18 protein-coding genes and 1 tRNA gene are annotated in these 22,731 nt (G+C 52.9%); 5 read left to right on the top strand and 14 right to left on the bottom strand.

Annotated elements, in window-relative coordinates:
* Nucleotides 1-498 precede the first annotated feature (498 nt).
* Entirely contained in the window at nucleotides 499-2,325 is a 1,827-nt protein-coding gene (locus ACL2XJ_RS26415) for a hypothetical protein (RefSeq protein ID WP_413725088.1), read from the top strand.
* 608 nt (nucleotides 2,326-2,933) lie between these two features.
* Here the strand turns inward: ACL2XJ_RS26415 and ACL2XJ_RS26410 are convergent.
* From ACL2XJ_RS26410 to ACL2XJ_RS26400, 3 genes are all read right to left on the bottom strand, one after another.
* Nucleotides 2,934-3,010: transfer RNA gene (locus ACL2XJ_RS26410), tRNA-Pro, on the bottom strand.
* A gap of 78 nt (nucleotides 3,011-3,088) precedes the next feature.
* Nucleotides 3,089-4,864 (bottom strand): LPS biosynthesis-modulating metalloenzyme YejM, encoded by a 1,776-nt coding sequence (gene yejM / locus ACL2XJ_RS26405; protein ID WP_203523456.1) that lies wholly within the window; start codon nucleotides 4,862-4,864, stop codon nucleotides 3,089-3,091.
* A 19-nt stretch (nucleotides 4,865-4,883) separates the two neighbouring features.
* A complete protein-coding gene (locus ACL2XJ_RS26400; protein WP_132927338.1) occupies nucleotides 4,884-5,111 on the bottom strand; it encodes a YejL family protein in 228 nt (75 codons plus the stop codon).
* A 223-nt stretch (nucleotides 5,112-5,334) separates the two neighbouring features.
* Here ACL2XJ_RS26400 and yejK point away from each other — a divergent pair, with 223 nt between their 5' ends.
* Nucleotides 5,335-6,342 carry a nucleoid-associated protein YejK gene (gene yejK / locus ACL2XJ_RS26395; protein ID WP_132927340.1) on the top strand — a complete coding sequence of 336 codons (1,008 nt, stop codon included), beginning with the start codon at nucleotides 5,335-5,337 and terminating at the stop codon, nucleotides 6,340-6,342.
* A gap of 150 nt (nucleotides 6,343-6,492) precedes the next feature.
* Here the strand turns inward: yejK and rplY are convergent, their stop codons facing one another.
* Nucleotides 6,493-6,777: a 50S ribosomal protein L25 gene (gene rplY / locus ACL2XJ_RS26390; protein WP_132927341.1), complete on the bottom strand. Its 285-nt coding sequence runs from the start codon at nucleotides 6,775-6,777 to the stop codon at nucleotides 6,493-6,495.
* A gap of 126 nt (nucleotides 6,778-6,903) precedes the next feature.
* The gene (locus ACL2XJ_RS26385; protein WP_413725087.1) at nucleotides 6,904-8,664 is read right to left on the bottom strand and encodes a DEAD/DEAH box helicase; all 1,761 of its coding nucleotides are present in this window, start codon (nucleotides 8,662-8,664) and stop codon (nucleotides 6,904-6,906) included.
* Nucleotides 8,665-9,063: 399 nt separating this feature from the next.
* Here ACL2XJ_RS26385 and rsuA point away from each other — a divergent pair, with 399 nt between their 5' ends.
* From rsuA to ACL2XJ_RS26370, 3 genes are all read left to right on the top strand, one after another.
* Nucleotides 9,064-9,774, top strand: a complete 711-nt coding sequence (rsuA, locus tag ACL2XJ_RS26380) for a 16S rRNA pseudouridine(516) synthase RsuA (RefSeq protein ID WP_413725086.1) — start codon at nucleotides 9,064-9,066, stop codon at nucleotides 9,772-9,774.
* Between the two features lie 42 nt (nucleotides 9,775-9,816).
* Entirely contained in the window at nucleotides 9,817-11,022 is a 1,206-nt protein-coding gene (locus ACL2XJ_RS26375; protein ID WP_132927346.1) for a Bcr/CflA family multidrug efflux MFS transporter, read from the top strand.
* Between the two features lie 314 nt (nucleotides 11,023-11,336).
* Nucleotides 11,337-11,678 carry a YejG family protein gene (locus tag ACL2XJ_RS26370; protein WP_132927348.1) on the top strand — a complete coding sequence of 114 codons (342 nt, stop codon included), beginning with the start codon at nucleotides 11,337-11,339 and terminating at the stop codon, nucleotides 11,676-11,678.
* Nucleotides 11,679-11,707: 29 nt separating this feature from the next.
* On the opposite strand, the gene yejF is transcribed toward ACL2XJ_RS26370, so the two are convergent.
* From yejF to ACL2XJ_RS26325, 9 genes are all read right to left on the bottom strand, one after another.
* Nucleotides 11,708-13,300 (bottom strand): microcin C ABC transporter ATP-binding protein YejF, encoded by a 1,593-nt coding sequence (gene yejF, locus ACL2XJ_RS26365; RefSeq protein WP_203523453.1) that lies wholly within the window; start codon nucleotides 13,298-13,300, stop codon nucleotides 11,708-11,710.
* A gap of 2 nt (nucleotides 13,301-13,302) precedes the next feature.
* The gene (locus tag ACL2XJ_RS26360) at nucleotides 13,303-14,328 is read right to left on the bottom strand and encodes an ABC transporter permease (protein ID WP_132927352.1); all 1,026 of its coding nucleotides are present in this window, start codon (nucleotides 14,326-14,328) and stop codon (nucleotides 13,303-13,305) included.
* Complete coding sequence (locus ACL2XJ_RS26355; protein WP_413725085.1) at nucleotides 14,325-15,422, bottom strand: microcin C ABC transporter permease YejB; 1,098 nt, start codon at nucleotides 15,420-15,422, stop codon at nucleotides 14,325-14,327. The genes ACL2XJ_RS26360 and ACL2XJ_RS26355 overlap by 4 nt, the downstream gene beginning before the upstream one ends.
* 13 nt (nucleotides 15,423-15,435) lie before the next feature.
* Nucleotides 15,436-17,244: an extracellular solute-binding protein gene (locus ACL2XJ_RS26350; protein WP_132927356.1), complete on the bottom strand. Its 1,809-nt coding sequence runs from the start codon at nucleotides 17,242-17,244 to the stop codon at nucleotides 15,436-15,438.
* Between the two features lie 513 nt (nucleotides 17,245-17,757).
* Complete coding sequence (gene mepS / locus ACL2XJ_RS26345) at nucleotides 17,758-18,330, bottom strand: bifunctional murein DD-endopeptidase/murein LD-carboxypeptidase (RefSeq protein WP_132927358.1); 573 nt, start codon at nucleotides 18,328-18,330, stop codon at nucleotides 17,758-17,760.
* 403 nt (nucleotides 18,331-18,733) lie between these two features.
* The gene (locus ACL2XJ_RS26340; protein WP_413725084.1) at nucleotides 18,734-19,447 is read right to left on the bottom strand and encodes a phosphatase PAP2 family protein; all 714 of its coding nucleotides are present in this window, start codon (nucleotides 19,445-19,447) and stop codon (nucleotides 18,734-18,736) included.
* Nucleotides 19,448-19,494: 47 nt separating this feature from the next.
* The gene (locus tag ACL2XJ_RS26335; protein WP_413725083.1) at nucleotides 19,495-20,475 is read right to left on the bottom strand and encodes a CobW family GTP-binding protein; all 981 of its coding nucleotides are present in this window, start codon (nucleotides 20,473-20,475) and stop codon (nucleotides 19,495-19,497) included.
* A 34-nt stretch (nucleotides 20,476-20,509) separates the two neighbouring features.
* Nucleotides 20,510-21,082 carry an elongation factor P-like protein YeiP gene (gene yeiP, locus ACL2XJ_RS26330; protein ID WP_132927363.1) on the bottom strand — a complete coding sequence of 191 codons (573 nt, stop codon included), beginning with the start codon at nucleotides 21,080-21,082 and terminating at the stop codon, nucleotides 20,510-20,512.
* A 30-nt stretch (nucleotides 21,083-21,112) separates the two neighbouring features.
* On the bottom strand, nucleotides 21,113-22,363 hold the full coding sequence (locus ACL2XJ_RS26325; RefSeq protein ID WP_132927365.1) for a sugar efflux transporter: 1,251 nt from the start codon (nucleotides 22,361-22,363) through the stop codon (nucleotides 21,113-21,115).
* Nucleotides 22,364-22,731: the final 368 nt, after the last annotated feature.

The raw sequence follows: 22,731 nt of genomic DNA, 5'->3' as shown, positions 1-22,731 counted from the left end.
GGGCTCGATCAGTGAATGAATTAGGTCTAAGTGGAACGGATATGGCGCCGGGGGCGTTTATGTATCTGGATTTACAGGTAACATTATGTGATGGTTCAGGATAAAATATTATCAATGCTTATGTTTGCGCAAAGCCATTCAAACTGGCGCAGACATCATGTTGAGTGTAATCCACGGTAATTCCGCGGTCTGGATTGATTAGAATTATTCGATAATAAACGGTTTCACAATTCCACCCGCGACGGATGCCGCAGGGTGAGTTTGTCCTGAAATTGGCCAGGGGTAATTCATATAAAATAAGCATGGACTATAATGCTGGTGCAGCGCCGAATGGTTAATATATCTTAATATTTAATTCGGATTCAGTTAATTTTTTTCAACTGGTTATTGATTAAAAATATTAAGAATGACCTAGTAAAACGAAATTTCTCGGCTTTAATTTTTTGAACTATTGAAAAATTTATACCTTATAGTATTAATCTAAAGGCCTATTGGAAAATGCAAGATTATCTTACCATTACTTGGATGATATTATCCACATTAATTACCATGCTATCAATCGTTGGGGTAGGGGTATTCTTTATTTTAAAGCTTTCAATTAAAAAAATGTCAGTCTTTGAATTATTTATGTCATCAATTTTTGCTGGGATGGCTTTATTTTCATTTTACATATTTTTCTTATCAACATTGAAAGTTTTTCGCTATGACTTTGTGTTTTATCTAAAAATAGTAGGTTTTGTCATATTTTTGAAAATTTTTATTAAAAATTTCGGTAAAATAAAAAATATGATGTGTAAAAAAAAGTTTGTGATCTTATCATTTTTTACTTTATTTTTATTTTTTACGTTAAGTACAGTGAGTAATGTATTGATACACGGTGATGCGAAACAGTATAATTTAGCTTTCCCTTGGTTAATGTCTGTAACAGGCCATTTGGTTAATAATGATACTTTATTGCATAATGGGACATATATTTCTTTTGATATATTGTATCTAAGCATAGGAGACTTGAGAGATCTGCTTTATCGGCCTGATTTAATCGATAAAATAAAGCTTTTTGACTCGAATGCAGCTTTTTTACTTCCATTATCAATCTACATGTTATCAAGACGACTTGAAATTTCGGAAAAAGCGTCTCTGTTAGCTTCTTTCGCAATCTTAACTATTGGAAGTATTAACAATTGGGGGGAGATAAAAAATGATATTTTCTCATCCGCAATAGGGATTTCATCTTTATGCTTCATTCTAATTGCCAGCAAAACAAAAGATCATAAAATTCTTTTCCTCGCTTCATTTATTGCTGGTTGGGCTGTAAGTGTAAAATTGACTAATGCTATAATTTTAGTGCTTCCGTTTTTTTATTTATATCTAATCGGTTTTTTTAGTAAAAAGTATATATTTATTAGTATATTGACAGGCATGTTGCCATTACTTCCCTGGATGTTATATGCGTACCATGGAACAGGAAGTCTAATTTCGCCTGAATTGATAAAACTTCCTCCAGAAATAAACTACTGGTGGGGAGTCCGAAATGCTAATGGCCTGCCTCATGGGATGATTACGGCTATAAATTATTTCGAACCAATACTGATGAATTCTTATAAAATATCTGGAAATGATAGTATTGGTGTTTTCTCCTTATTATCAATAGTTGTATCTCTTTTATATATAATGCGTGTCATATATTTAAAAGAATTTAATATGAATTCGATAATTTTAATATCAGTGATGATATGGTTTTTCATTTTTTATATAATGAGGTACGATAATAGATTTCTTTCGAGATATATAATCGCACCGCTATCAATATTTATAATATATGCAATATCTTATCTAGAACAATTAGCAGGTAAATATAAAAATATACTTATATTTTTTTTATGTAGTTTGATCGCTTATTGTTCTTTCAATAAAGATAACGCTCGGAGATTAAATGATATTGCTAAAATTTTAAATGTTACTGAAATGCAAAAACAAAAATTATCTGATCTTGATAGTTATGAAAAACCGTATAAGTACCTTAATGCAATAAGAAAAAATGGAGAAGCAGTTGCCGTCAATGAACATACGATCTTATTTGTAAATCCTCCGTTTTATAACCTAAACCCACTTCATGCCATCAACCTCAATCTTTATCGCATGAGCCAGCATGACATCAAAAAATATATAGAACAAAAAAATATAAAATATTTTATTTTTAGAAAAATAAATTCTTGGGGATATGATAATATAAATAACTATGTTATGGAATGTACTGATTTAATCAAACCATTTGATAATGGTAATTTAAATTTACTAAGAGTAAAAGACAACTGTAACGTATGAATGGAGTAAGGTCCAGGCATGCATTTATCACAGCAGATGAGTAAAAAAAGCGGGCATCGTCGGGCTGATCCTACCCAGATTTGACGGACACACTGCTAACTGAGGTAAACTCATTAGCGGAGTTGATCCATGACGAAATCGACAGCTATTAAAAATAAGCCACGTAATCAATACACGCCAGAGTTTCTCGAGCAAGCGTTGGTACTGGCCGATACTATCGGTGTGGCTCAAGCTGCAAGGTAACTTAATCTCTATGAAGCAGAACCTTATACGTGGCGTTCTAAAACGCGTCACCAGAATAACAACGGTGAACGCGGACAACAGCAGCTTGCCGATAGTTCGCTGAGCTCAGATTCAAGCGTTCCCGGCGCGTGAATGAGATTATCTGGATTTACCAAGGCAAATAATGCCAGTACCGGATAGCACTTGGTAACGATAATCTGGTCTCCTGGGATGTGGTTACATATGTGCTGAACGACGAGAACAAGGGATTATAAACGATGGTCCTCTACATTATGGAAATCCTAACGGGGATTCACTATTTTTTCCCTAACAAATGCCAGGCATAAAAAAACCAACCCTAACGGGTTGGTTTTCTTGGGATGGATTGGTCGGCATGAGAGGATTCGAACCTCCGACCCCCGACACCCCATGACGGTGCGCTACCATGCTGCGCTACATGCCGACTTCATGGGGGCCTATACTACCTTTTCCTGCGTCGATTGCAATAGCCCATTGAATTGACTGCGTTAGATTTAAGCGGTTAGTTGGCAATAAAGCGTTTTTCGTCTGTCAGCACCTGCAACAGCAGCGCTAACTGTGGTTTCGCATGGCGGATCCGTTCACCTTTCAGGTCATAGGTGCGGTAATCGCCGTCGCTTTGCAACACAATGGTCTGGGTCGGCGTGTTGATGACCAGCGTGCCGTTATCACCGCTGGCCACCCAATCGTTATGCCGCTGCGGGGCGAACAGGTCTTCGCCCTGGGTGTAATCGCTGGGATCGGTGGTGCTGTGCAGCAAACGCTGCATCAAGGTTGCGGTGACGTCATTATGATTGGTCAGTTTCTCGATGCGCTGCGGCGGGGTGCCCGGCCAGTGGACAACCAGGGGAACCTGCAGCTGGACGCGGTTAAGCCGGGTACCGGCCTCCCAATGCCCGTTACCGGCATCGTTCAGCTCCAGGCCGTTGGTGGCGGTGATGATAACCACGGTATGCTCCAGGTCGCCTTTCTCCCGCAGCGTTGCGAGGATTTGTCCAATGTAGCCGTCAAGGCGCTGCGCGCTCTGCTGGTATTGGCGGGCCAGGGCCGGCGTATTATCTTGGCCGGCGTTGATATCGGTACCGTTGAACTCGACAAAGGAGAACCAGGGCGCCGCGCCGGTATAGGCCGAACGCCATTTCTGCCATTGCTGGGCGGTCTGCCCGTCGGACTGTCCTACCGGCTCCGGCAGGCTGAAATCGGTAAGCAGCGCCTGCCGGTCTAACGGACTGCTGAAACCGTTGGACGAGAACAGGCTTAACTGATAGCCCTGTTTGCCCAGGGCATCCAGCAATACCGAGGTTTTGCGCGATGCCAGGATCCCGTCCAGATAAGAAGAGGATATACCGTAGAACAGGCCGAACAGTCCGGTATCGGAACGATTGCCGGTGCTGAAATGGTTGGCGAAAAATGCGTTTTCATCGGCAAACTGCTTTAGCGCCGGCATCCGCTGCGCCAGGGTATCGTCGCGCAATGCGCCGGTGGTGATGATCAGCAGGTTGAAGCCGCTGCCGGTCTTTTGGAATTTTAAGGGACTGAGCGGATACTCCACCGCCACCGCTTCGGGATTTCCTTGTCGCACCAGGCGGCGTTCATACTCCTGCGCGTCCAGCAAACCATGGCGTTCCAGGAAACGGCGGGCGGTCATGGGGTAGGATAAGGGCAGATTGGAACGCTGCATGGTGATGGGGCGGTAAAAGTTGGCATCCGCCCAGATATAAAGGATATGGGAAGCGAAAAAAGCGCAGATCAGCAGGATGGCGATGGGCTTGCCGATTTTATGCCGGTTGAGGCTGCGTAATTTCTGCCAGCTCCAGGTGGCGTACAGCATTTCCATAAGAAATATCACCGGGATGCCGATAAACATCAGCTGCCAGTCACGCGCCAGTTCCCCTTCGTCCGGGTTGACCACCAATTCCCAGACCACCGGATTAAGATGCAGGTGGAAGCGGGTAAAGACCTCCGTATCCACCAGCAGCAGCGTTAAGCCGGCGGTGGCGATGATTGCCGATAAAAACCGCAGCAGACGCTGGGACATAACCACAAAGGTTAGCGGGAAGATTACCAGCAAATACAGCGTGAAGCCGATGAAGCTGAAATGGCCGAGCCAGCTGACAAACGCATAGGTGCGGCCGGCGAGCGACCCCGGCCAGTCGGCGACAAGCAAATAGCGGCTGCCCAGCCCGAGGCTGAGCAGAATATTGAAGAGTGCGAACCAGTGACCCCAACCGATCATTTGGGAAACTTTGTCACGGTAGCGCTGGCTATTTGTCACCATATGAAGTTTAGGCAGCTGTTTAATGCGTGTCGGGTTCGCGTATGGAAGACAGCAAGGCCTCGCTAAACGAGCGGGCCAGGGTTTTCCGTTGCTCCGGCGATACGCTGGTATTGATTACATGGGTAATCATATTACCCAAAACCATCAATGATAAATCCGTCGGCGTATGATGCTTTGCCAGCACCGCCGAGAGTTCGTTTAATAATGTCTCAATCTGCTCGTCGCTGTAACGGGATGCTTGCGGCATAATATAATCTTCATAAGCTCTTAAAACCCGCTATCTTACCGTATCAACTCCTCTTTTTCCGCATTTTTATCCACCGTGCCGTAAAACCTCGACCTTTGCGCCTGGAATTAGGTCCCATTTTTCTGCCTTAAGCCCGCGGAGTGCCGCCGCCCTTTGCAACACCGGTTGCGGCCGAAGGCAATTCGGTGTTTGAATACGCCTCTCACCAAAAGGAGAATAAATCATGAGTCTGGATATTGACCAGATTGCGTTACATCAACTTATTAAACGCGATGAGCAAACGCTGGAGCTGATATTGCGGGATTCGCTGCTGCAGCCGAACGCGGCGGTGGATGAGATGATGGCGGAGCTGCATCGGGTCTACAGCGCCAAGACCAAAGCCTACGGTCTGTTCAACGCCGGCAGCGAACTGGCCGAGGCGTTGCGCCATTGCCGCCGGGGCGATGAGGACTTTCTGGCCTTCACCCGGGCCGCCACCGGCCGGCTGCGTGATGAGCTGGCTAAGTATCCGTTTGCCGAGGGCGGTATTGTCCTGTTTTGCCAATACCGCTATCTGGCGGTGGAATATCTGCTGATTGCGGTTCTCTCCAGTTGCAGCAGTATGCGGGTCAATGAACAGCTGGATATCAGCAGTACCCATTATCTTGATATCAATCATGCGGATATAGTGGCGCGCATTGATCTTACCGAATGGGAGGCCAATCCCTCATCTACCCGCTATCTGACCTTTTTGAAAGGGCGGGTAGGGCGGAAGGTGTCGGACTTTTTCATGGATTTCCTGGGCGCCGCCGAAGGGCTGGATACCAAGGCGCAAAATCGCGGCCTGTTGCAGGCGGTGGATGAATACTGCGCCGAAGGTCAACTGGATAAACAGGAGCGGCAAACCGTTCGCGAGCAGGTATACAGCTACTGCAAAGAGCAGTTGCAATCCGGTGAAGAGATTGCGCTGGTGGAATTATCCGAGGCCCTGCCGCCGGTGGGTGATAAGTCCTTCCAGGCGTTCTCCAGCGGCGAGGGTTATGCCCTGGAGGAGAGCTTCCCCGCCGATCGCGGCACGCTGCGTCAGCTGACCAAGTATGCCGGCAGCGGCGGCGGTATCACCCTGAGTTTTGACGCGCCGCTGATGGGCGAACGGATTTTCTGGGATCCCGCCACCGATACCCTGACCATCAAGGGCACGCCGCCGAATTTGCGCGATCAGTTGCAGCGTCGGCTGGGCGGCGGCAATTAATTGAGTTTAGGCATCATGGTTAGGTTAAGCATGATGCCAAGGGAAGGGGGGCATCTGTTATCCGGTACCGGCCGGAGTGATTTTCGCAAAAGCAAAAAAAACGCCGCTTCATTCAGCGGCGTTTTTGCACGTAGTATCACTTACACGCGATTAAACGCGAACAAAGTCGATATGCGTCAGCTTGGGTTTGAACGGATGACGCTGCACTGCCTGGACCTTGACCTGGGTTTCTTTACCGTCGATGACCAGCGATAGGACATCGCTGTAAAAACCCGGTTTGGTCTGGGTATTCAGGACAACTTCGTGTTCCATTTCAATGGCAACCGGCGCTTCCGGGCCACCATACACGATGGCGGGGAATTTGTTGGCGATACGCAGGCGGCGGCTCGCACCCTTACCCTGCTCTTTACGCGTTTCTGCATTAATAATTAGCATTTATATTCTCGATACTGACAAGTATTCCCGCTACAGGCGACCCAGCAGCGGGCTGGATAGTCTTGCTTTAGAGTAAAGCGGGCGGAATTCTACCGGATTATGCGCCCGGGGGCAAATAAAACCCGGTCACGGACGCAACTCATGGGCCAGTCGGTAACGGCCCTGGTAGTCAAAAAGTTTTTCCCGTATCCGCCAGAAACGGCCCTGCCGGCGGGCGACGACAAAATCCGGGTGGCGTAGCAGCGGCGCGGCGGCGCAGATATCCGCCGCGGTGCGCCAGGGCAGCGGAACGCCCGGCGCCCTCTGGTGCGGCCGCAAAAACCGGTAATCGAACAGCCGCCGCTGCGGCGGGGTGGCGAGGCGAAAACGTTCGTCCACTTCGGCGCCGTCTTCATCATGATAGGTCACCCGCAGCCATTCGCCGTGCTCATCGCCGCCAACCGCCAGCGACATGCCGCTGCAGCGTAGCACCATGGCGTCTTTTAACCGCAGGGCGGCCTTGAGCATATCATCGGGATCCACCATCAGATGATCGCACTGGTGGCAGCGGCGGGCGGCAATGTCGTTTTCGGCGCCGCATTCGGGACAAATTTTGAATCGGAAGCGGAAATCGCACTGCCGCCGTTCGCCGTCGTCATTTTCCTGCCAACCCTGGCAGCGCCGGCCGTAGTGCTCAATCACGGCGCCGTCCGGCGCGGTTTTACCCCAGAAGGTGTTGGCGAAGCCGCACAGGGGGCAAAACACCTGTACCGGTTTGCCGGCTCCGGGGGGTTTGGGCTGTCCGATTTCGGGAAAAAACAGATCATGGCCGTTACCGGCATAGTCCAGAATGACGCAGCGGCTTTTACCCGGATATAACCGCAGGCCGCGACCGACTATTTGCTGATAGAGACCGACGGATTCGGTGGGCCGCAGGATAGCTATCATATCCACGTGAGGGGCGTCGAAGCCGGTAGTAAGCACCGCGACGTTCACCACGTACCTCAGCGCCTGTTGCCGGAAGGCGTTAATCAGGCTATCGCGCTCGGCAAAGGGCGTTTCGGCGCTAATCAACGCCGCCTGATCCGGCGGCAACAGGGAGAGAATCTCGCCGGCATGCTCGACGGTGGCGGCGAAAATCATCACACCGCGTTTATCCGCGCCGTATTGTCGGATCTGGTTGACTATCAACGGCGTGACCCGGCGCTGCCGGTGCAGCTCCCGGTTCAGGTCGGATTCGGCATAATAGCCGTTCAGGCTCGGGGCGAGCCGGCTGAAATCGTATTGCAGCACCGGCATATCGAGGCGTTCCGGCGGCACCAGGAATCCATGCTTAATCATATAGTGCAGCGGCAGTTCATAGATGCATTCGCGGAAAAAACAGTTTTCATCACCCCGCACCATACCGTGGTGGTGGTACTGGTAAATCCAGCCTTTACCGAGGCGAAACGGGGTGGCCGTCAGGCCCAGGATGCGCAGGTCGGGACGGGACAGGCGCAGATGCTGGATAATCTGCCGGTACTGGCTGTCGCCGTCGTCGCTCAACCGATGGCATTCATCCACGATCAGCAGCGAAAAGGCCCCATCGAACAGCGGCAGGTGGCGGGCAACCGACTGGACGCTGCCGAAGACCACTTTGCCCTGGCTGTCGCGCCGCTTTAAGCCGGCGGCGAAAATATCCGCCTCAAACCCCAGCGCCCGGTATTTTTCGTGGTTTTGCGCCACCAGCTCTTTAACGTGGGCCAGTACCAGGACACGACCGCGGGCCAATCGAGCGAGTTCGGCGATGACCAGGCTTTTGCCGGCGCCGGTGGGGAGGACAATCACCGCCGGCTCATGATGATGGCGGAAATAATCCACCGCGGCGTCCACCGCCTCCCGCTGATAAGGTCGAAGGGTAAACGACATCAAAAACGCTGTCCCGAGGTAAGGCAAAACATAACGAAATCAATATGACTGCGCATCAATTTCATGGTGATAATAAATGTACCTAATAGCTTTCGAGTTATAGCGCTTGCGCCGGCCCGAAGGGTGGACCTCAGGGATGAGGTTCATCATCCCAGGAGCTTAGACAGCTAAGTGACTGGGATAAGCGAGCGCGGCCAACACCGCTGCAATTTGAAAGATGAAGGATAGATGGCGTTGTTCGCTAGGCTTGGAACCCAAGCCCCGTTATACTGCCATGTATCTCTAGCCCATGCGGCCCTTTCTGTTCAATTCCACGGCATCCCGGTGAATACCGGACGCGGCGACGCGCTCGGCCGTGGGATTGGCAGGCGTTTAAAGATTACAGGCAAAACAGACTTAATGCGACTGGACAAATTTCTATCTCAACATTTAGGCATCAGCCGTGCGCTGGTGCTGCGGGAACTCCGCGGGAAGCGGGTTACGGTGGACGGCGAAATCATCAAGCAAGGGTCGTTTCAACTGCTGCCGCAACACGAAGTGCGTTTTGACGGCAACCCGCTGCAACAAATCATCGGGCTCCGCTATTTCATGCTGCATAAGCCCCAAGGCTATGTTTGTTCCACCGATGATCCGGATCATCCCACCGTGCTTTATTTTATGGATGAACCGGTGCCGGATAAACTGCATGCCGCCGGCCGCCTTGATATCGATACCACCGGACTGGTGCTGATGACCGATGACGGCCAATGGTCCCACCGGATTACCTCTCCCAAGCACCATTGCGAAAAAACCTACCGGGTGACGCTGGCGGAACCCCTCTCCGGGGACGCCGCGCGGCAGATAACCGAGGGCGTGATGCTGCATGGGGAAACCCTGCCTACCCGTCCGGCGGTGCTTGAAGCGCTGTCGGAAACGGAAGTGCGGCTGACCATCAGCGAAGGGCGCTACCACCAGGTGAAAAGAATGTTCGCCGCCACCGGCAACCGGGTAGAGACCCTGCATCGCGAGAGCATTGGCGCCATCGTGCTGGATGAGAACCTGCAGCCGGGTGAATACCGCCCGTTGACCCGCGAAGAAATCGACAGCATCGGCGCACCGGTGAAGAAGTAAAAATTGCCGCCTGGCAGGGCGGCTCAAAAGGAGTGGTATAGCGTGCAAGCGTCACAAAAATCCCATATCGGGTTGATTGTCATCCTCGGTCTGTTGTCCATGCTGATGCCCCTGGCCATCGATATGTATTTACCGGCCATGCCCACCATTGCCGCCGAGTTCGGCGTCAGCGACGGCAGCGTGCAAATGACCCTTAGCGCTTATGTCCTGGGATTCGCCGTCGGCCAGCTTTTTTACGGACCGCTGGCGGACAGTCTGGGGCGCAAGCCGGTTATTTTGTTCGGCACCTTTTGTTTCGCCCTGGCCGCCGCAGCCTGCGCGTTATCCCACTCGGTTGATCAGCTGATTTACATGCGGTTATTGCATGGCTTATCCGCCGCCGCCGCCAGCGTGGTGATCAACGCTCTGATGCGCGATATGTTCACCAAAGACGATTTTTCCCGCATGATGTCGTTTGTGGTGCTGGTGATGACGGTGGCGCCCCTGCTGGCGCCGCTACTCGGCGGCGCCCTGCTGTTGCTGTTCAACTGGCATGCCATCTTCTGGATCATGAGCCTGGCGGCGCTGGTGGCCAGCGTGCTGGTGCTGCTGTATATCCGGGAAACCCTGCCCCGGGAGCGGCGGCAGAAATTTCACCTGCGCACCACCATAGGCAATTTCGGCGCGCTGTTCCGTCACAAACGGGTTTTTTGCTATATGCTGGCCAGCGGCTTCTCGTTTGCCGGCCTGTTCTCGTTTCTCAGTGCCGGCCCTTTTGTCTATATCAATATCAACGGCGTTTCGCCGCAGCATTTCGGCTACTACTTCGCCCTGAACGTGGTGTTCCTGTTTATCATGACGCTGATAAACAGCCGCAGCGTAGGACGCTTCGGCGCGCAGCGGATGTTCCGGCTCGGGCTGCTTATCCAACTGCTGATGGGCATCTGGATGGTTATCGTGTGCGCTTTCAACCTGGGCTTCTTGCCGCTGGTCATCGGGGTAGCGGTCTTTGTCGGCTGCGTGGCGATGGTGACCTCCAACGGCATGGCGGTGATTCTGGATGATTTCCCCCATATGGCCGGTACCGCTTCCTCCCTGGCCGGCACCCTGCGTTTCGGCGTAGGCGCCGTCGTCGGCGCGGTTCTGTCGCTGGCAACCTTCAACAGCGCCTGGCCAATGGTCATCTCCATGGCGTTCTGCACCCTGACCGCCATGCTCTGCTACGTTTACGCCAGCCGCCCGCGCCGTAGCGCCAAGGCCACCGCCTAACGCCGGCAGCCACTTACCGCAGCGGGCCAAGCCCGCGATCGCCCAGCGTGCAACGAACGGGTTAAAGGGAGAGCGCGCCAAGGGGTATGTTCGATAAATGTAAACCAAAAGCTGGCGATAAGTTATGCAAATGCATAAAAAGTTGTTGTGTTTGTCGATCTAACGCGGTACATATAGGCCGAAAAGAGATCTGGCTCTCATTTTTGCGGTTAAAAAGACATTTGTGTAAACAATAAAGTCCTATATGTCATTCTAACATTATTATTTTGTGATAAAATTGTTACCAGCCATTTGATTACCTTTGGGGAAAGGCAGTGAATAATTTACAATTATCCGTCATACATCGCCTGCCGCAATCTTATCGCTATTTAAACGGATTTTGCGGTCTCAAGGTTGAGCCCATTGACTCGGTGGGCAAAGGGGAGAATGAACTGGTGGGCCTGACGCTGCTGAACCATGAGGGCGGCACCGCTTGGCAAACCATGCGGGAACTGGCGGGTTCACTAATGGAAATCCAGATTTCCTGCTCCGTGCTGGAATATGAAGGACAGCCTTGCCTTTTTTTACACCGCGATGATGAATGTACCGCGCTATGCCGCCTGAAAAACATCGGCGTGGCCATTGCCGAACCGGCCGCGGCGCCCTATATCATCTGAAACAGGCTGCCTGAAGGGCCCGCCGGGCTCTACTGGTTGCTGGATTGCAACAGCTGCTTAGTATAGTCCGCCGCCGGTGAATCAAAGATTTGACGGCACTCTCCCTGTTCCACCACTTCCCCCTGGCGCAACACAATCACCTGATGGCACATTGCCCTCACAACCTGCAAGTCATGGCTGATAAAGAGATAGGTCAACTGATGTTTTTCCTGCAGCGACTTCAGCAGTTGCAGGATCTGCGCCTGAACCGAACGGTCCAGGGAAGAGGTTGGTTCATCCAGGATAACCAGCTCCGGCTGCAGAATCAGCGCTCGGGCTATGGCGATGCGCTGCCGCTGGCCGCCGGAAAACTGATCGGGATAGCGGTTGCGGGTGTCGGGATCCAATCCCACCTCCTGCAAGGCGACAATCACCCGCCGTTCCTGTTCCTCCGATGAATAATGATGGTGAACCCTCAGCCCCTCCACCACGATTTGCGCCACCGTCAGCCGCGGGTTAAGGGCTGAATTCGGGTCCTGGAATACCACCTGGATGCGGCGCCGTACGGGAAGCATCTGCCGCCGGTTAAACTGATGCAGCGGCTGGTCTTCAAACCAGATTTCCCCGTCGGATTGCAGCAGGCGCAGCACCGCCAGCGCCGTTGTGCTTTTGCCCGATCCGGATTCGCCCACCAATCCCATGCTTTCGCCGCGCCGCAAGGTGAAAGTAACGTTGTTTAATACCCGTTTTTCCATCACCGAGCGCCGCAGCAGTCCCCGCTGTACGGAAAACGACACCCCCAAGCCGTTAACCCTGAGCAAGGGGGCGGCATCTTCGTCCACCGGCAGGGGGCAGCCGCCGTGTTCAGCCGCCAGCAACTTACGGGTATAGGCATGGCGCGGAGCGCTGAAAAGCGTTCCGCAGGGGCTGATTTCCACGCATTTGCCATCCTTCATCACCGCCACGTTATCCGCCAGCCGGCGGACGATATTCAGATTGTGCGTGATAAACAGCAGCGCCATGCCCATTTCCCGGCGCAGATCGGCCAATAATTGCAGAATTTGCGCCTGGACCGTGACATCCAGGGCGGTGGTGGGCTCATCGGCTATCAGTAATTTCGGCCGGGTCAGTAACGCCATGGCGATCATCACCCGCTGCCGCTCGCCACCGGACAACTGATGGGGAAAATCCCTTAGCCGCGAAGAGGCATGGCGAATCCCCACCCGATCAAGACTGGCGAGCACTTCGGCGCGGGCGGAATCTCCCTTCATGCCCCGATGCAGAATCAACACTTCCAGCAGCTGCTTTTCAATGGTATGCAGCGGATTAAGGGAGGACATGGGTTCCTGGAAGATCATGGCGATATCGTTGCCGCGCACCCGCCGCAACGCGGTTTCATCCGCATGGAGGAGGCTTTGTCCCCGGAACAGGATATCACCGTGGCTATAAACGGCGGGAGGGGACGGCAGTAAGCGCAGCACCGATAACGCGGTCACGCTCTTGCCGGAACCGGATTCTCCCACCAGGGCCAGGGTTTCGCCGGCGTTGACGGTCAGGGATACCTCATCCACCACCTGACGGCAGGTTTCCCCCTGGCGAAAGGCGACGCTCAGCGCTTGGATCTGCAGTAAAGGTGCGGTCATGGTTAATGGCCCTTGCCGGGGTCGAAAGCGTCGCGCACCGCCTCGCCGATAAAAATCAAAAGCGACAATACCAGGGCCAGCATCACAAACGCGGTAATGCCAAGCCAGGGCGCCTGCAGGTTGTTTTTGCCTTCCAGCAGCAAATTGCCCAGGGAAGGCGAACCCAGCGGCAGACCAAAACCCAGGAAGTCCAGTGACGTCAGGGTGGTTATGGAGCCGCAGAGAATAAACGGCATAAACGTCAGCGTCGCCACCATGGCGTTGGGCAGCATATGGCGCAGCATAATCATCCCGTCGCTGACCCCCATGGCCTGGGCGGCGCGGATATAGTCAAAGTTGCGGGTGCGCAGGAATTCGGCCCGCACCACCCCCACCAGGCTCATCCAGCCGAACAGCACGGTGATGCCCAGCAGCCACCAAAAATTCGGCGGCACCACGCTCGACAGCAGAATAATCAAAAACAGCGTCGGCATACCCGACCAGACTTCGATAAAGCGCTGGCCCCACAGGTCCAGCCTGCCGCCGTAGTATCCCTGCGTAGCGCCGGCGATAATGCCTATCAGGCTGGAGAACAAGGTCAGGGCCAGTCCGAACAGCATCGACAGTCGAAAGCCATACAGTAAATTCGCCAGCACGTCTTTGCCGGAACTGTCGGTGCCCAGCCAGTTTTGCGCATTGGGCGGCGAAGGGAAGGGGACCTTGGTGGCGAAGTTGATAGTGCGGTAGTCGTAGCGAATGGGCGCCCAGAGCGTCCAGCCGTGGGATTCCAGCCGGTGCGCGACATAGGGATCGCGATAATCCGCCGCGGTGGCCAGCTCGCCGCCGAAGGTGGTTTCGTTATAGTTGAACAGCAGGGGAAAATACAACCGCCCTTCATAACGAACCAGCAGGGGCTTGTCGTTGGCCACCAGTTCCGATCCCAGGCTTACGGCGAACAACAGCAAAAACAGCCATAACGACCAGTAGCCGCGGCGATTACGGCGAAAGCGCGCCCAACGCGCCTGGTTTACCGGGCTTAATCCGCTCATTGCCGTCCCTCGAAATCAATGCGGGGATCCACCAATGTGTAGGTCATGTCGCTGAGAATATTCAGCAACAGCCCGATAAGGGTAAAAATATACAGGGTGCCGAACATCACCGGATAATCCCGCTGCAGGGTGGCATCGTAACCGAGCAGCCCCAGTCCGTTGAGGGAAAACATCACTTCAATCAGCAGCGATCCGGTGAAAAACATGCTGATAAACGTCGCGGGAAAACCGGCTATCACCAGCAGCATGGCGTTGCGGAACACGTGGCGGTAGAGAATCTGGTTTTCATCCAGCCCCTTGGCCCGTGCGGTGATGACGTACTGCTTGCGGATTTCATCCAGAAACGCGTTTTTGGTTAGCATGGTCAGGGTGGCGAATCCGCCGATGACCGTGGCCAGCACCGGCAGCGTGATATGCCAGAGGTAATCCGTGATTTTTTTATACCACGGCAGACTGTCGAAATGGCTGGAGACCAGACCGCGCAGCGGAAACCAATCCAGATAGCTGCCGCCGGCAAACAGCACTATCAGCAATATGGCGAACAGAAACGCCGGAATGGCATAACCGACGATAATCAGCGTGCTGCTCCAGACATCGAATCCGCTGCCGTTATGGACCGCCTTCCTGATGCCCAGCGGAATGGACACTAAATAAATAATCAGCGTGCTCCATAGTCCCAGGGTAATGGAAACCGGCAGGCTCTCTTTTATCAATTCCATGACCGACGAGCCGCGAAACAGGCTGTCGCCGAAATCAAACCGCACATAATTCCACAGCATGGTGAAATAGCGCACGTGCAGCGGCTTGTCAAAGCCATAGCGCTTGGTGATTTCAGCAATGACCTCCGGATCCAGTCCGCGGGCGCCGCGATACTGGCTGTCGCCGATTTGTCCGCCGTGCAGCGTCTGGATGCGGGCGGTGGGATCGGTGTGGCCGCCGCCGGAGAAACCGCTTTGCTGACCCGTTTCAATGGCGGCAATGGCCTGATCCACCGGGCCGCCGGGAGCAATTTGCACGATAAAAAAATTCAGCGTAATGATGGCCCACAGCGTGGGAATGACCAGTAATAATCGACGCAATAGATATGACGTCATGCAAGCCCCTCTGTTAGCGCCGTTCCGCAGGCAATTTCGCCGACCGGTTGACATCGTACCACCAGGTGTCGAAACCCAGCGCATAAGTGGGACGAATTTCCGGCATGGCGAATTTATCCCAATAGGCCAACCGGGTCTGATGGGAGAACCACATGGGGATCATAAATTGATTCCAGGTCAGCACCCGGTCCAGGGCCCGTCCAAGGGAAAGCAGGGCTTTTTCGTCCCCCTGGTGATGAACGATTTCATTGATCAGTCGGTCGATGGCGGGATCCTTTACCCCCGGCCGATTATAGGTGGATTCCACATAGGCCGAACCCCACATGATCTGCAAATCCCCGCTGGGATAGGGGAACGGCGCGTAGGTGGCGGGCATCATATCAAAATCGCGCTTGCGCAGCCGGTTGGTGAATTGCGCGCTGTCCACTTCCCGAATCTGGAGGGTAATGCCCAGCCGCTGCAGATTATGCTGGAACGGCAGGATATATTGGCTGTTGTTGCCGCTCATCAGCATCATTTCAAACTGGAAGGGTTTACCGGTTTTACTGTTCACCAATTGCTGGTTTTTCAACTCCCAACCGGCCTCTTTTAACAAGGTGAGCGCCTTGAGCAGGTTTTTCCGATCGTATCCGCTGCCGTCCGAGACCGGCGGATGGTAAATATCGGTAAAGACTTCCGGCGGGATCTGCCCTTTCAGCGGCGCCAGCCAGGCCAGCTCGGCGGCGTCGGGATATCCTCTGGCGGCGTAGTCGGTATTGATAAAATAGCTGTTGACCCGTTCATAGCCGTTAAAGAAAAGCGCCTTGTTCATCCATTCGAAATCAAATGCCAGGCCGATGGCCTCGCGCACCCGCCTGTCGGCGAACAGCGGACGCTGGATATTAAACGCCAGCCAGGGCGTAGTGACCGGAGCGTTATTGGGCACTTCCTGTTTGACGATGTAACCACGGTCAAAATTACCGCCGTGGTACTGAGTGGCCCAATTTTTCGGCGAAGTTTCCACCCGCAGATCGTAGGCGCCGGCTTTAAAGGCCTCCAGCGCGACATTGTCGTCCAGGTAATAGTCATAACGGATAGTATCGAAATTATTACGCCCGCGATTCACCGGCAATGTCTCCCCCCAGTAATCCTTGACCCGGGAGTAAGTGACGTACTGGCCCGTGCGCCAGGCGGTGATGCGATAAGGACCGCTGGCCGGCGGCGGCGAGGACAGCGGGTCGCTCAGTTTGTGATGTTGCCAGAAGCTTTCCGGCAAAATGGGCAAGTCCAGCAAACCCAGCATTTTGTCTTTATCGGGCTGGGGGAATTCATAACGCACGGTCAGCGGCGCGATGGCCGTGGCGGTAACGCCTTTATAATAAAGCCTGAACTGGGGCACCCCTTCGGTCATGAATTTGTTGAAGGTAAAGGCGACATCCCGCGCGGTGATGGACTGGTGATTATGATAGCGGGCCCGGGGATTGATGGTGATTTCAATCCACTTGAAATCCGCCGGGTAGCGAGCGGACTCCGCCACCAGCGGGTAATAACTGCCCATTTCATCGTCGGAGGTGGTGAACAGCGAGTCATAGAGCTGATCGGTCCGCATGGCGGCGGAGCCACGCAAAGCGTAACGGTTGAAATTGTCAAAGGTGCCGATGGCGGCCAACGTCACGGCTCCGCCTTTGGGGGCGGCGGGATTGACGTAATCGAAATGATTGAAATCACTGCTGTACTTTGGCTCTCCCAACAGCGCAAACGCATAACCTTCGTTAATGGCCTCGGCGTGCGGACCGTAGCTAACGATACTGAAAACCAGCGCTATCCAAAAACGTAAAAACATCAGGTTACGCTCCTGCGCAGATACTGACTGACTCAAGCTGAATAACAAGGCCATCATGCCGGCAATGTGCAGTATGACTGCGTTTATTATAATAGCGGTAATAACGATATAAATAATTTTAATGTCAAAATTATCAGCGGTTTTTTTTGTTTATCGCGTTAGGCAAATCGAGGGGGCGAGTGGCAGTGAGAATCCAGCGGTGCGCCGCGCCGGCTCTATCATAATTTATCGGCGAGTGCAACGAATAATAGGGTAAATATTTAAGGGAAAATGTTTCCTGAATTGTTCTTATTTTGCCTTATGCAGCCGTCAGTAAAGGCGGCTCATTTATTAATGAACGTTCATTAACTAAAGTCTATGGCCGTTAATTCCATTAACTTAAAGCAAATTATTAATTAAGTAATCTAATTATGAGATTTACAAAACTTTAAGAATGAACATAAAAAAGCCGACTTATTAAGGCGGCTTTTTTTTCTCGTTCGGCATTCAGGGCGTTTAAATAATAACCATTATTTAGCTTTGTGTACCGTGGACCAGTACCCTTCGTGCTTCGCGATAGCGTTTTTTCCAATAATCTTCATTCATGCTGGAAATCATCACACCACTGGTGGTTGAAGCATGAACGAATTGATCATTACCCAGATAAATTCCCACGTGGCGACCGGTGGAACCGGCATGGAACAACACTAAATCACCCGGACGCAGCTTGGTGCGCTGGATTTTAGAGCCCATTCCCTGCTGTTCCGTGGTGGAACGGGGTAATTCAAGGCCGAACTGCTCTTTGAAGGTCATTTGGACAAATGCTGAACAATCAATACCGCGTTTGGTACTGCCGCCTAGCCGATAACGCACGCCTTTCCAGACGGCATATTGATCCATAATTTTCGTTTTAATGTCGACATTACGGACCATTTCTTCAAATTGATCCTGAGAGGCTTGCAGTGAAGACTGATCATTATCATTAACTGCATGCATCTCAGCGGTTTGCCTGGAACTCTGAGAACTACAGGCGGAAAGTACTACCGCTACCGCCACTGCGGGGATGAGCCGCAGAACATATCTCAAAATAGGTTGAGATTTGACCATTATAAGTGTTATCCCTTAAAGTCCTTAGCGACGGTGCCGCTATAAAATGCCAAACGAATCGAGAATAAAGCGCAAATACCAATCGACCAACTATTATTCCTGCATTGTGTGGTTTCTCTCACACATTTTAATTGGCATAAATATCAGTCCATGAGTACAGCGAATTCGAGGTTACCGTAATGAATAAGGGAAAGCGAGAATTTTTATCGACTAATTTATAACTTTTCATGATGTGAAAGTTTGATGAAAATAAAGTTAAAAAATGGATCTGAACAATAACATCTCAACAGAGAAGGGCGGCGGACGGGGAATGTTGCCCTGGAGGAGAGGGGAAAGCGGTCGTCCGGCGTTAACGCTTTTTAAGGTAGGCCGTGCAAAGCATTAACGCCGACATAATGAAATCCTATTGAAACCTGTTGATCCGCGCGCCCGGCAGAAGATGATTAATGCGGTTCACCAGCTTATCGCAGGCGTCGGTAAGCAGCCACCAGCTCAGTCCCACCAAGAGCACCGACAGCGAACCCACCGCGATATCGGTAAACCAGTGGGCGCCGATCATCAGCCGGGGCAGCGAGAAAACCACCAGGATCGCCAGACCGCCGATAAACGCGCGCCGGCCGAAATAGCGCCACATATAAACGGCGAAAATCATCAGCATCATGCCGTGGTCGCCGGGAAAGCTGTCCGCGGAGGCATCTTTGGTGGGGATATCCACAAACTGCGATACGCGCGCCACGCGAGGGTCATTTTCGAAAAACAGCGTCGGACTGGGGTGGCTGACGGGCAGCAAATGGCCCAGTTGATTGAGCACCACAGCGGAAAGCAGCATCACGATACCGATACTTAACATGCGGTAGCGCTCTTCCCGGCCGGACCGGCGATAGTAATAAAAATACATTGCACCCATGAACAGCAGGGCAATGGCATCAAAGGCCCGGTAATTGGTGACGGCCAGGAACAGGGCAAAGGCATGACTCTGGGTCATCAGACGGTTGAAATGCAGGAAAATGGATGAATCGACGGTGAACCAGAAACCGTGGTCCGGCGGGAGATACCAGGAAAAGAAGAGCACAACTCCCGCTAAGTTGAGGGCTATGATAGCCGGTAAGCGTTGCATGACACGGGACCCATTCAGAAATTAACATTAATGTAATAATAATAATGCTAATTTAAACGTGCCCTCAACAAATTCGATTGTAAAATATTCCATTCGGCTGGCGCAGGGTTGATCAGTTCGATTCGGCTGTCGGGAGGCGGCGCCGGGCGGGTCTCGATAAAGAGGGAATCCCCTTGGCGATTGACCATCAATGCCCCTTCAGCAATGCGCATAACCCCTTTGACCCGTTCCACCGGCGCCAACCGCGCCCATTCCAGCAGGCGGACGGTATCAAAAACCGTTTCGCCGTCAAAAATCCAGCCGCAGGATTCATACCCCTGGCCGCGGTTCAACGCACGGCGCCAGCCGGCATTGGCGGGCAGGCTGAGGGCGGCCAGACCGGTTTTGGCGGCGGGGACGGCGTGGTGGTGCGTTCCCCCGGGCAGTTCCCGCAGGTTGCGCCGCGGACTGTCCAGCAGCGCGAGGGAAATATCGCCGCGGGTGGCGCCGATAATCGGCCTTTCTCCGCCATGGTCACGGGCCCAGGCCGCGAGGAGTTCCCGATCGCGCGGGGCGTAGCTATCCTGCTTATTGGCGATAATGATATCCGCCGCCGCCAGCTGATCGCGAAAATTCTCGTTGTCGGTATAACGCGCGTCGCTGAGCTGGCGCGCGTCAAGCAGACAGAGGGTCGCCTGCAGGTTTATCCAGCTTTCATAAAACGGCGAGGCGAGCAGGCGGAGGATTTCTTTCGGGTGGCCAAGGCCGGTGGGCTCAATAAGCAATCGGTCAGGGCGGCCGCGCAGCAGCAGGCTATTAAGCCCTACCTGCATCGGCAGGCCGTTGACGCAGCACATGCAGCCGCCGGGGATCTCTTTGAGAAGAGCGCCGCTATCGGCCAGCAGGGCGCCGTCGATACCTATTTCGCCGAACTCGTTCACCAGCACGGCCCAGCGTTCATCAGCCGGCTTGTGCGCCAGCAGGTGCTGCAGGGTGGTGGTTTTCCCGCTGCCGAGAAAACCGGTTACCAGGGTCGTTTTGGCGGTCATAGCGTTGCGCAGCGCCGGTGGCGGGGTCGATACATCAATCGGCGCGGCTCATATAGCGGCGTTCGGCCACGTGAATACGAATTTTTTCGCCGCTGTTAAGATATTCCGGTACCGATACCGTCAGGCCGGTGCTCATCAGCGCCGGTTTGGTGCGGGCGCTGGCGGAGGCTCCCTTGATGCCCGGCGTGGTCTCGACAATATCAAGATCAACCGTCTGCGGCAGCTCCAGCGCCAGCACCTGTCCGTCCATGGTCAGCACCTGCATGCCGGGGATGCCGCCTTCGGGAATAAACAGCAGCTCGTCTTCGATTTGATCTTTTTTGAACGGATAAGGCGTGTAATCCTCGTCGTCCATAAAGATATATTCATCACCGTCGATGTAAGAAAAGGTCACCGACCGGCGGACCAGATCAATGGTGTTGAGGATATCGTCGCCCTTGAAACGCTCTTCCACTTTCAGTCCGGTGCGGACATCGGAAAAACGCATCTTGTAAAGCGTACTGGCCCCGCGTGCGCTCGGGCTTTGAATATCAATATCTTTTACCAGCAACAGTTTGCCGTTGTAGTTCACCGCCATACCGCGCTTAATTTCGTTTGCTCTAGCCATTAACATGGACCTGTATAATTGTGTCGGAATCTATGGCGACACGTTACCGTTGCCGGGCGTTCCAGGCAAGGGGGAAGTGTGTGTGTCGCGGGGCAGCGGCGAATCTACATCACGGATGCGCCACATGCAATAACCGGCGCCGGCAATCATAAGCAATGCCACATAAAAAACCCCGTGCAATTGCCAGATTTCAGATATCAGCCCGGCCAGCGATCCGGCGAAAATCCAGCCGACCCGGCCGGTATTGGTAAACAGCGTCGTGGCCGCGCCGGCCTGGCCGGGCATCAGATCCTGAAAATAGATCATGCCGATACCCGCCAGTATACCGATGAAAACCGCATTAAGCAGCTGCAGCAGCAGCAGCGCCGTGGCATCGGTAAACAAGATAAGCCCCAGGTAGAACAGCAGGCCGGCTGCCACGGCGATGCGCATCAATAAACGATTGCCATATTGCTTGGAAATATAGCCGGCAATAAGCATGGTGGGGATTTCCAGGCCGGCGGCGGTACCCATCATGATCCCGGCCATTTTTTCCGGCAGCCCCAGTTCATGGATCAGGTATAAAGGCATGTTGATAAGGTACATGCAGTTGCAGGTCCACATCAGGGTACAGGCGGAAAACAGCAGCAGCGTATCCCGGCGGTTGCGCCGAGGGGCTTCCATCACCGCCTCGGTTGTAAGCAGCGACTTGCGCATGGTGGGCAGCAGCATCCACACCAGGCCGCCGCATACCACAAAGGTGGCCGCCGCCATCATATACATGGCCTTGAAACCAAAACCCAGCGCCAGGGCAAAGGCCAGCGGCGGACCAATCACCCAGGCCAGGGAGACCTGCGCGCGCATCACCGAGCTGAACATCACCGACTCGCGGCCGCTGTGATCGGCATGCTCCCGCGCCAGGGCAAACAATTGCGGGTTGGCGGTGGAACCGAAGCTGGTGAGCAGTACGCCGAAGATAAGCAGGACAAAATAGTTGCGGTTGAAGGCAAAAAGCACGCAACCCGCCGCTCCAAGGGCGCAGCATTGGAAAATCAGCATTTTGCGGTCGCCCTTTTTATCGGAACGGCCGGCCAGGAACTGGCTGACCGCAATGCCTATCACGGCGCTGCCGGTGTAAAACAATCCCACCATAAACGGGCGTGCCTGCACATCGGTGGAAAGAAAAAGGCTTAACGTCGGGAGTTGCAGCGCGCCGGCGATACCGGAAAGAAAAGCGATAACCAGAAATGCCGAAGCGGTCATATCCGGTAGACGCCGCGAAAGGGCGATAGGCGTATGCATGATAATGAGGTCTGAATCAAAAACGGAGGAGGACGCGGGCATCATACGCCGGTTATGCCAAAACGAAAGTCTCCGGCGAAAAATAATACAATCAAGGCCCGTTCCTGACATTTTTTGCTAAAAATCCCATTGGCCGTCATTCAATCCCAGGTATGACCGGTCTTAATGGCATAAACGGAGAATGGGTCTCCCGGTTCGTAGCAGGGCGCTTCAGCTGCACTTCAGCTTTAGCGGTAAAAAACCGGTATTTATTGATATCATGTCAGCAAAATGTGCGTGGCTTCAAAGATTCAATAGGAATAATTCGCCGATGCTTGCATTCGATTCCGCAACGTCGGAAACTTTCTTGAAACGTTTCAGCGTCATTT

It is taken from the genome of Sodalis sp. RH16, from assembly GCF_047324245.1.
Taxonomy (GTDB): domain Bacteria; phylum Pseudomonadota; class Gammaproteobacteria; order Enterobacterales; family Enterobacteriaceae; genus Acerihabitans; species Acerihabitans ligni.
Note: the sequence above shows the minus strand (reverse complement) of the source record. Positions and strands in the feature narration are given on the sequence as shown.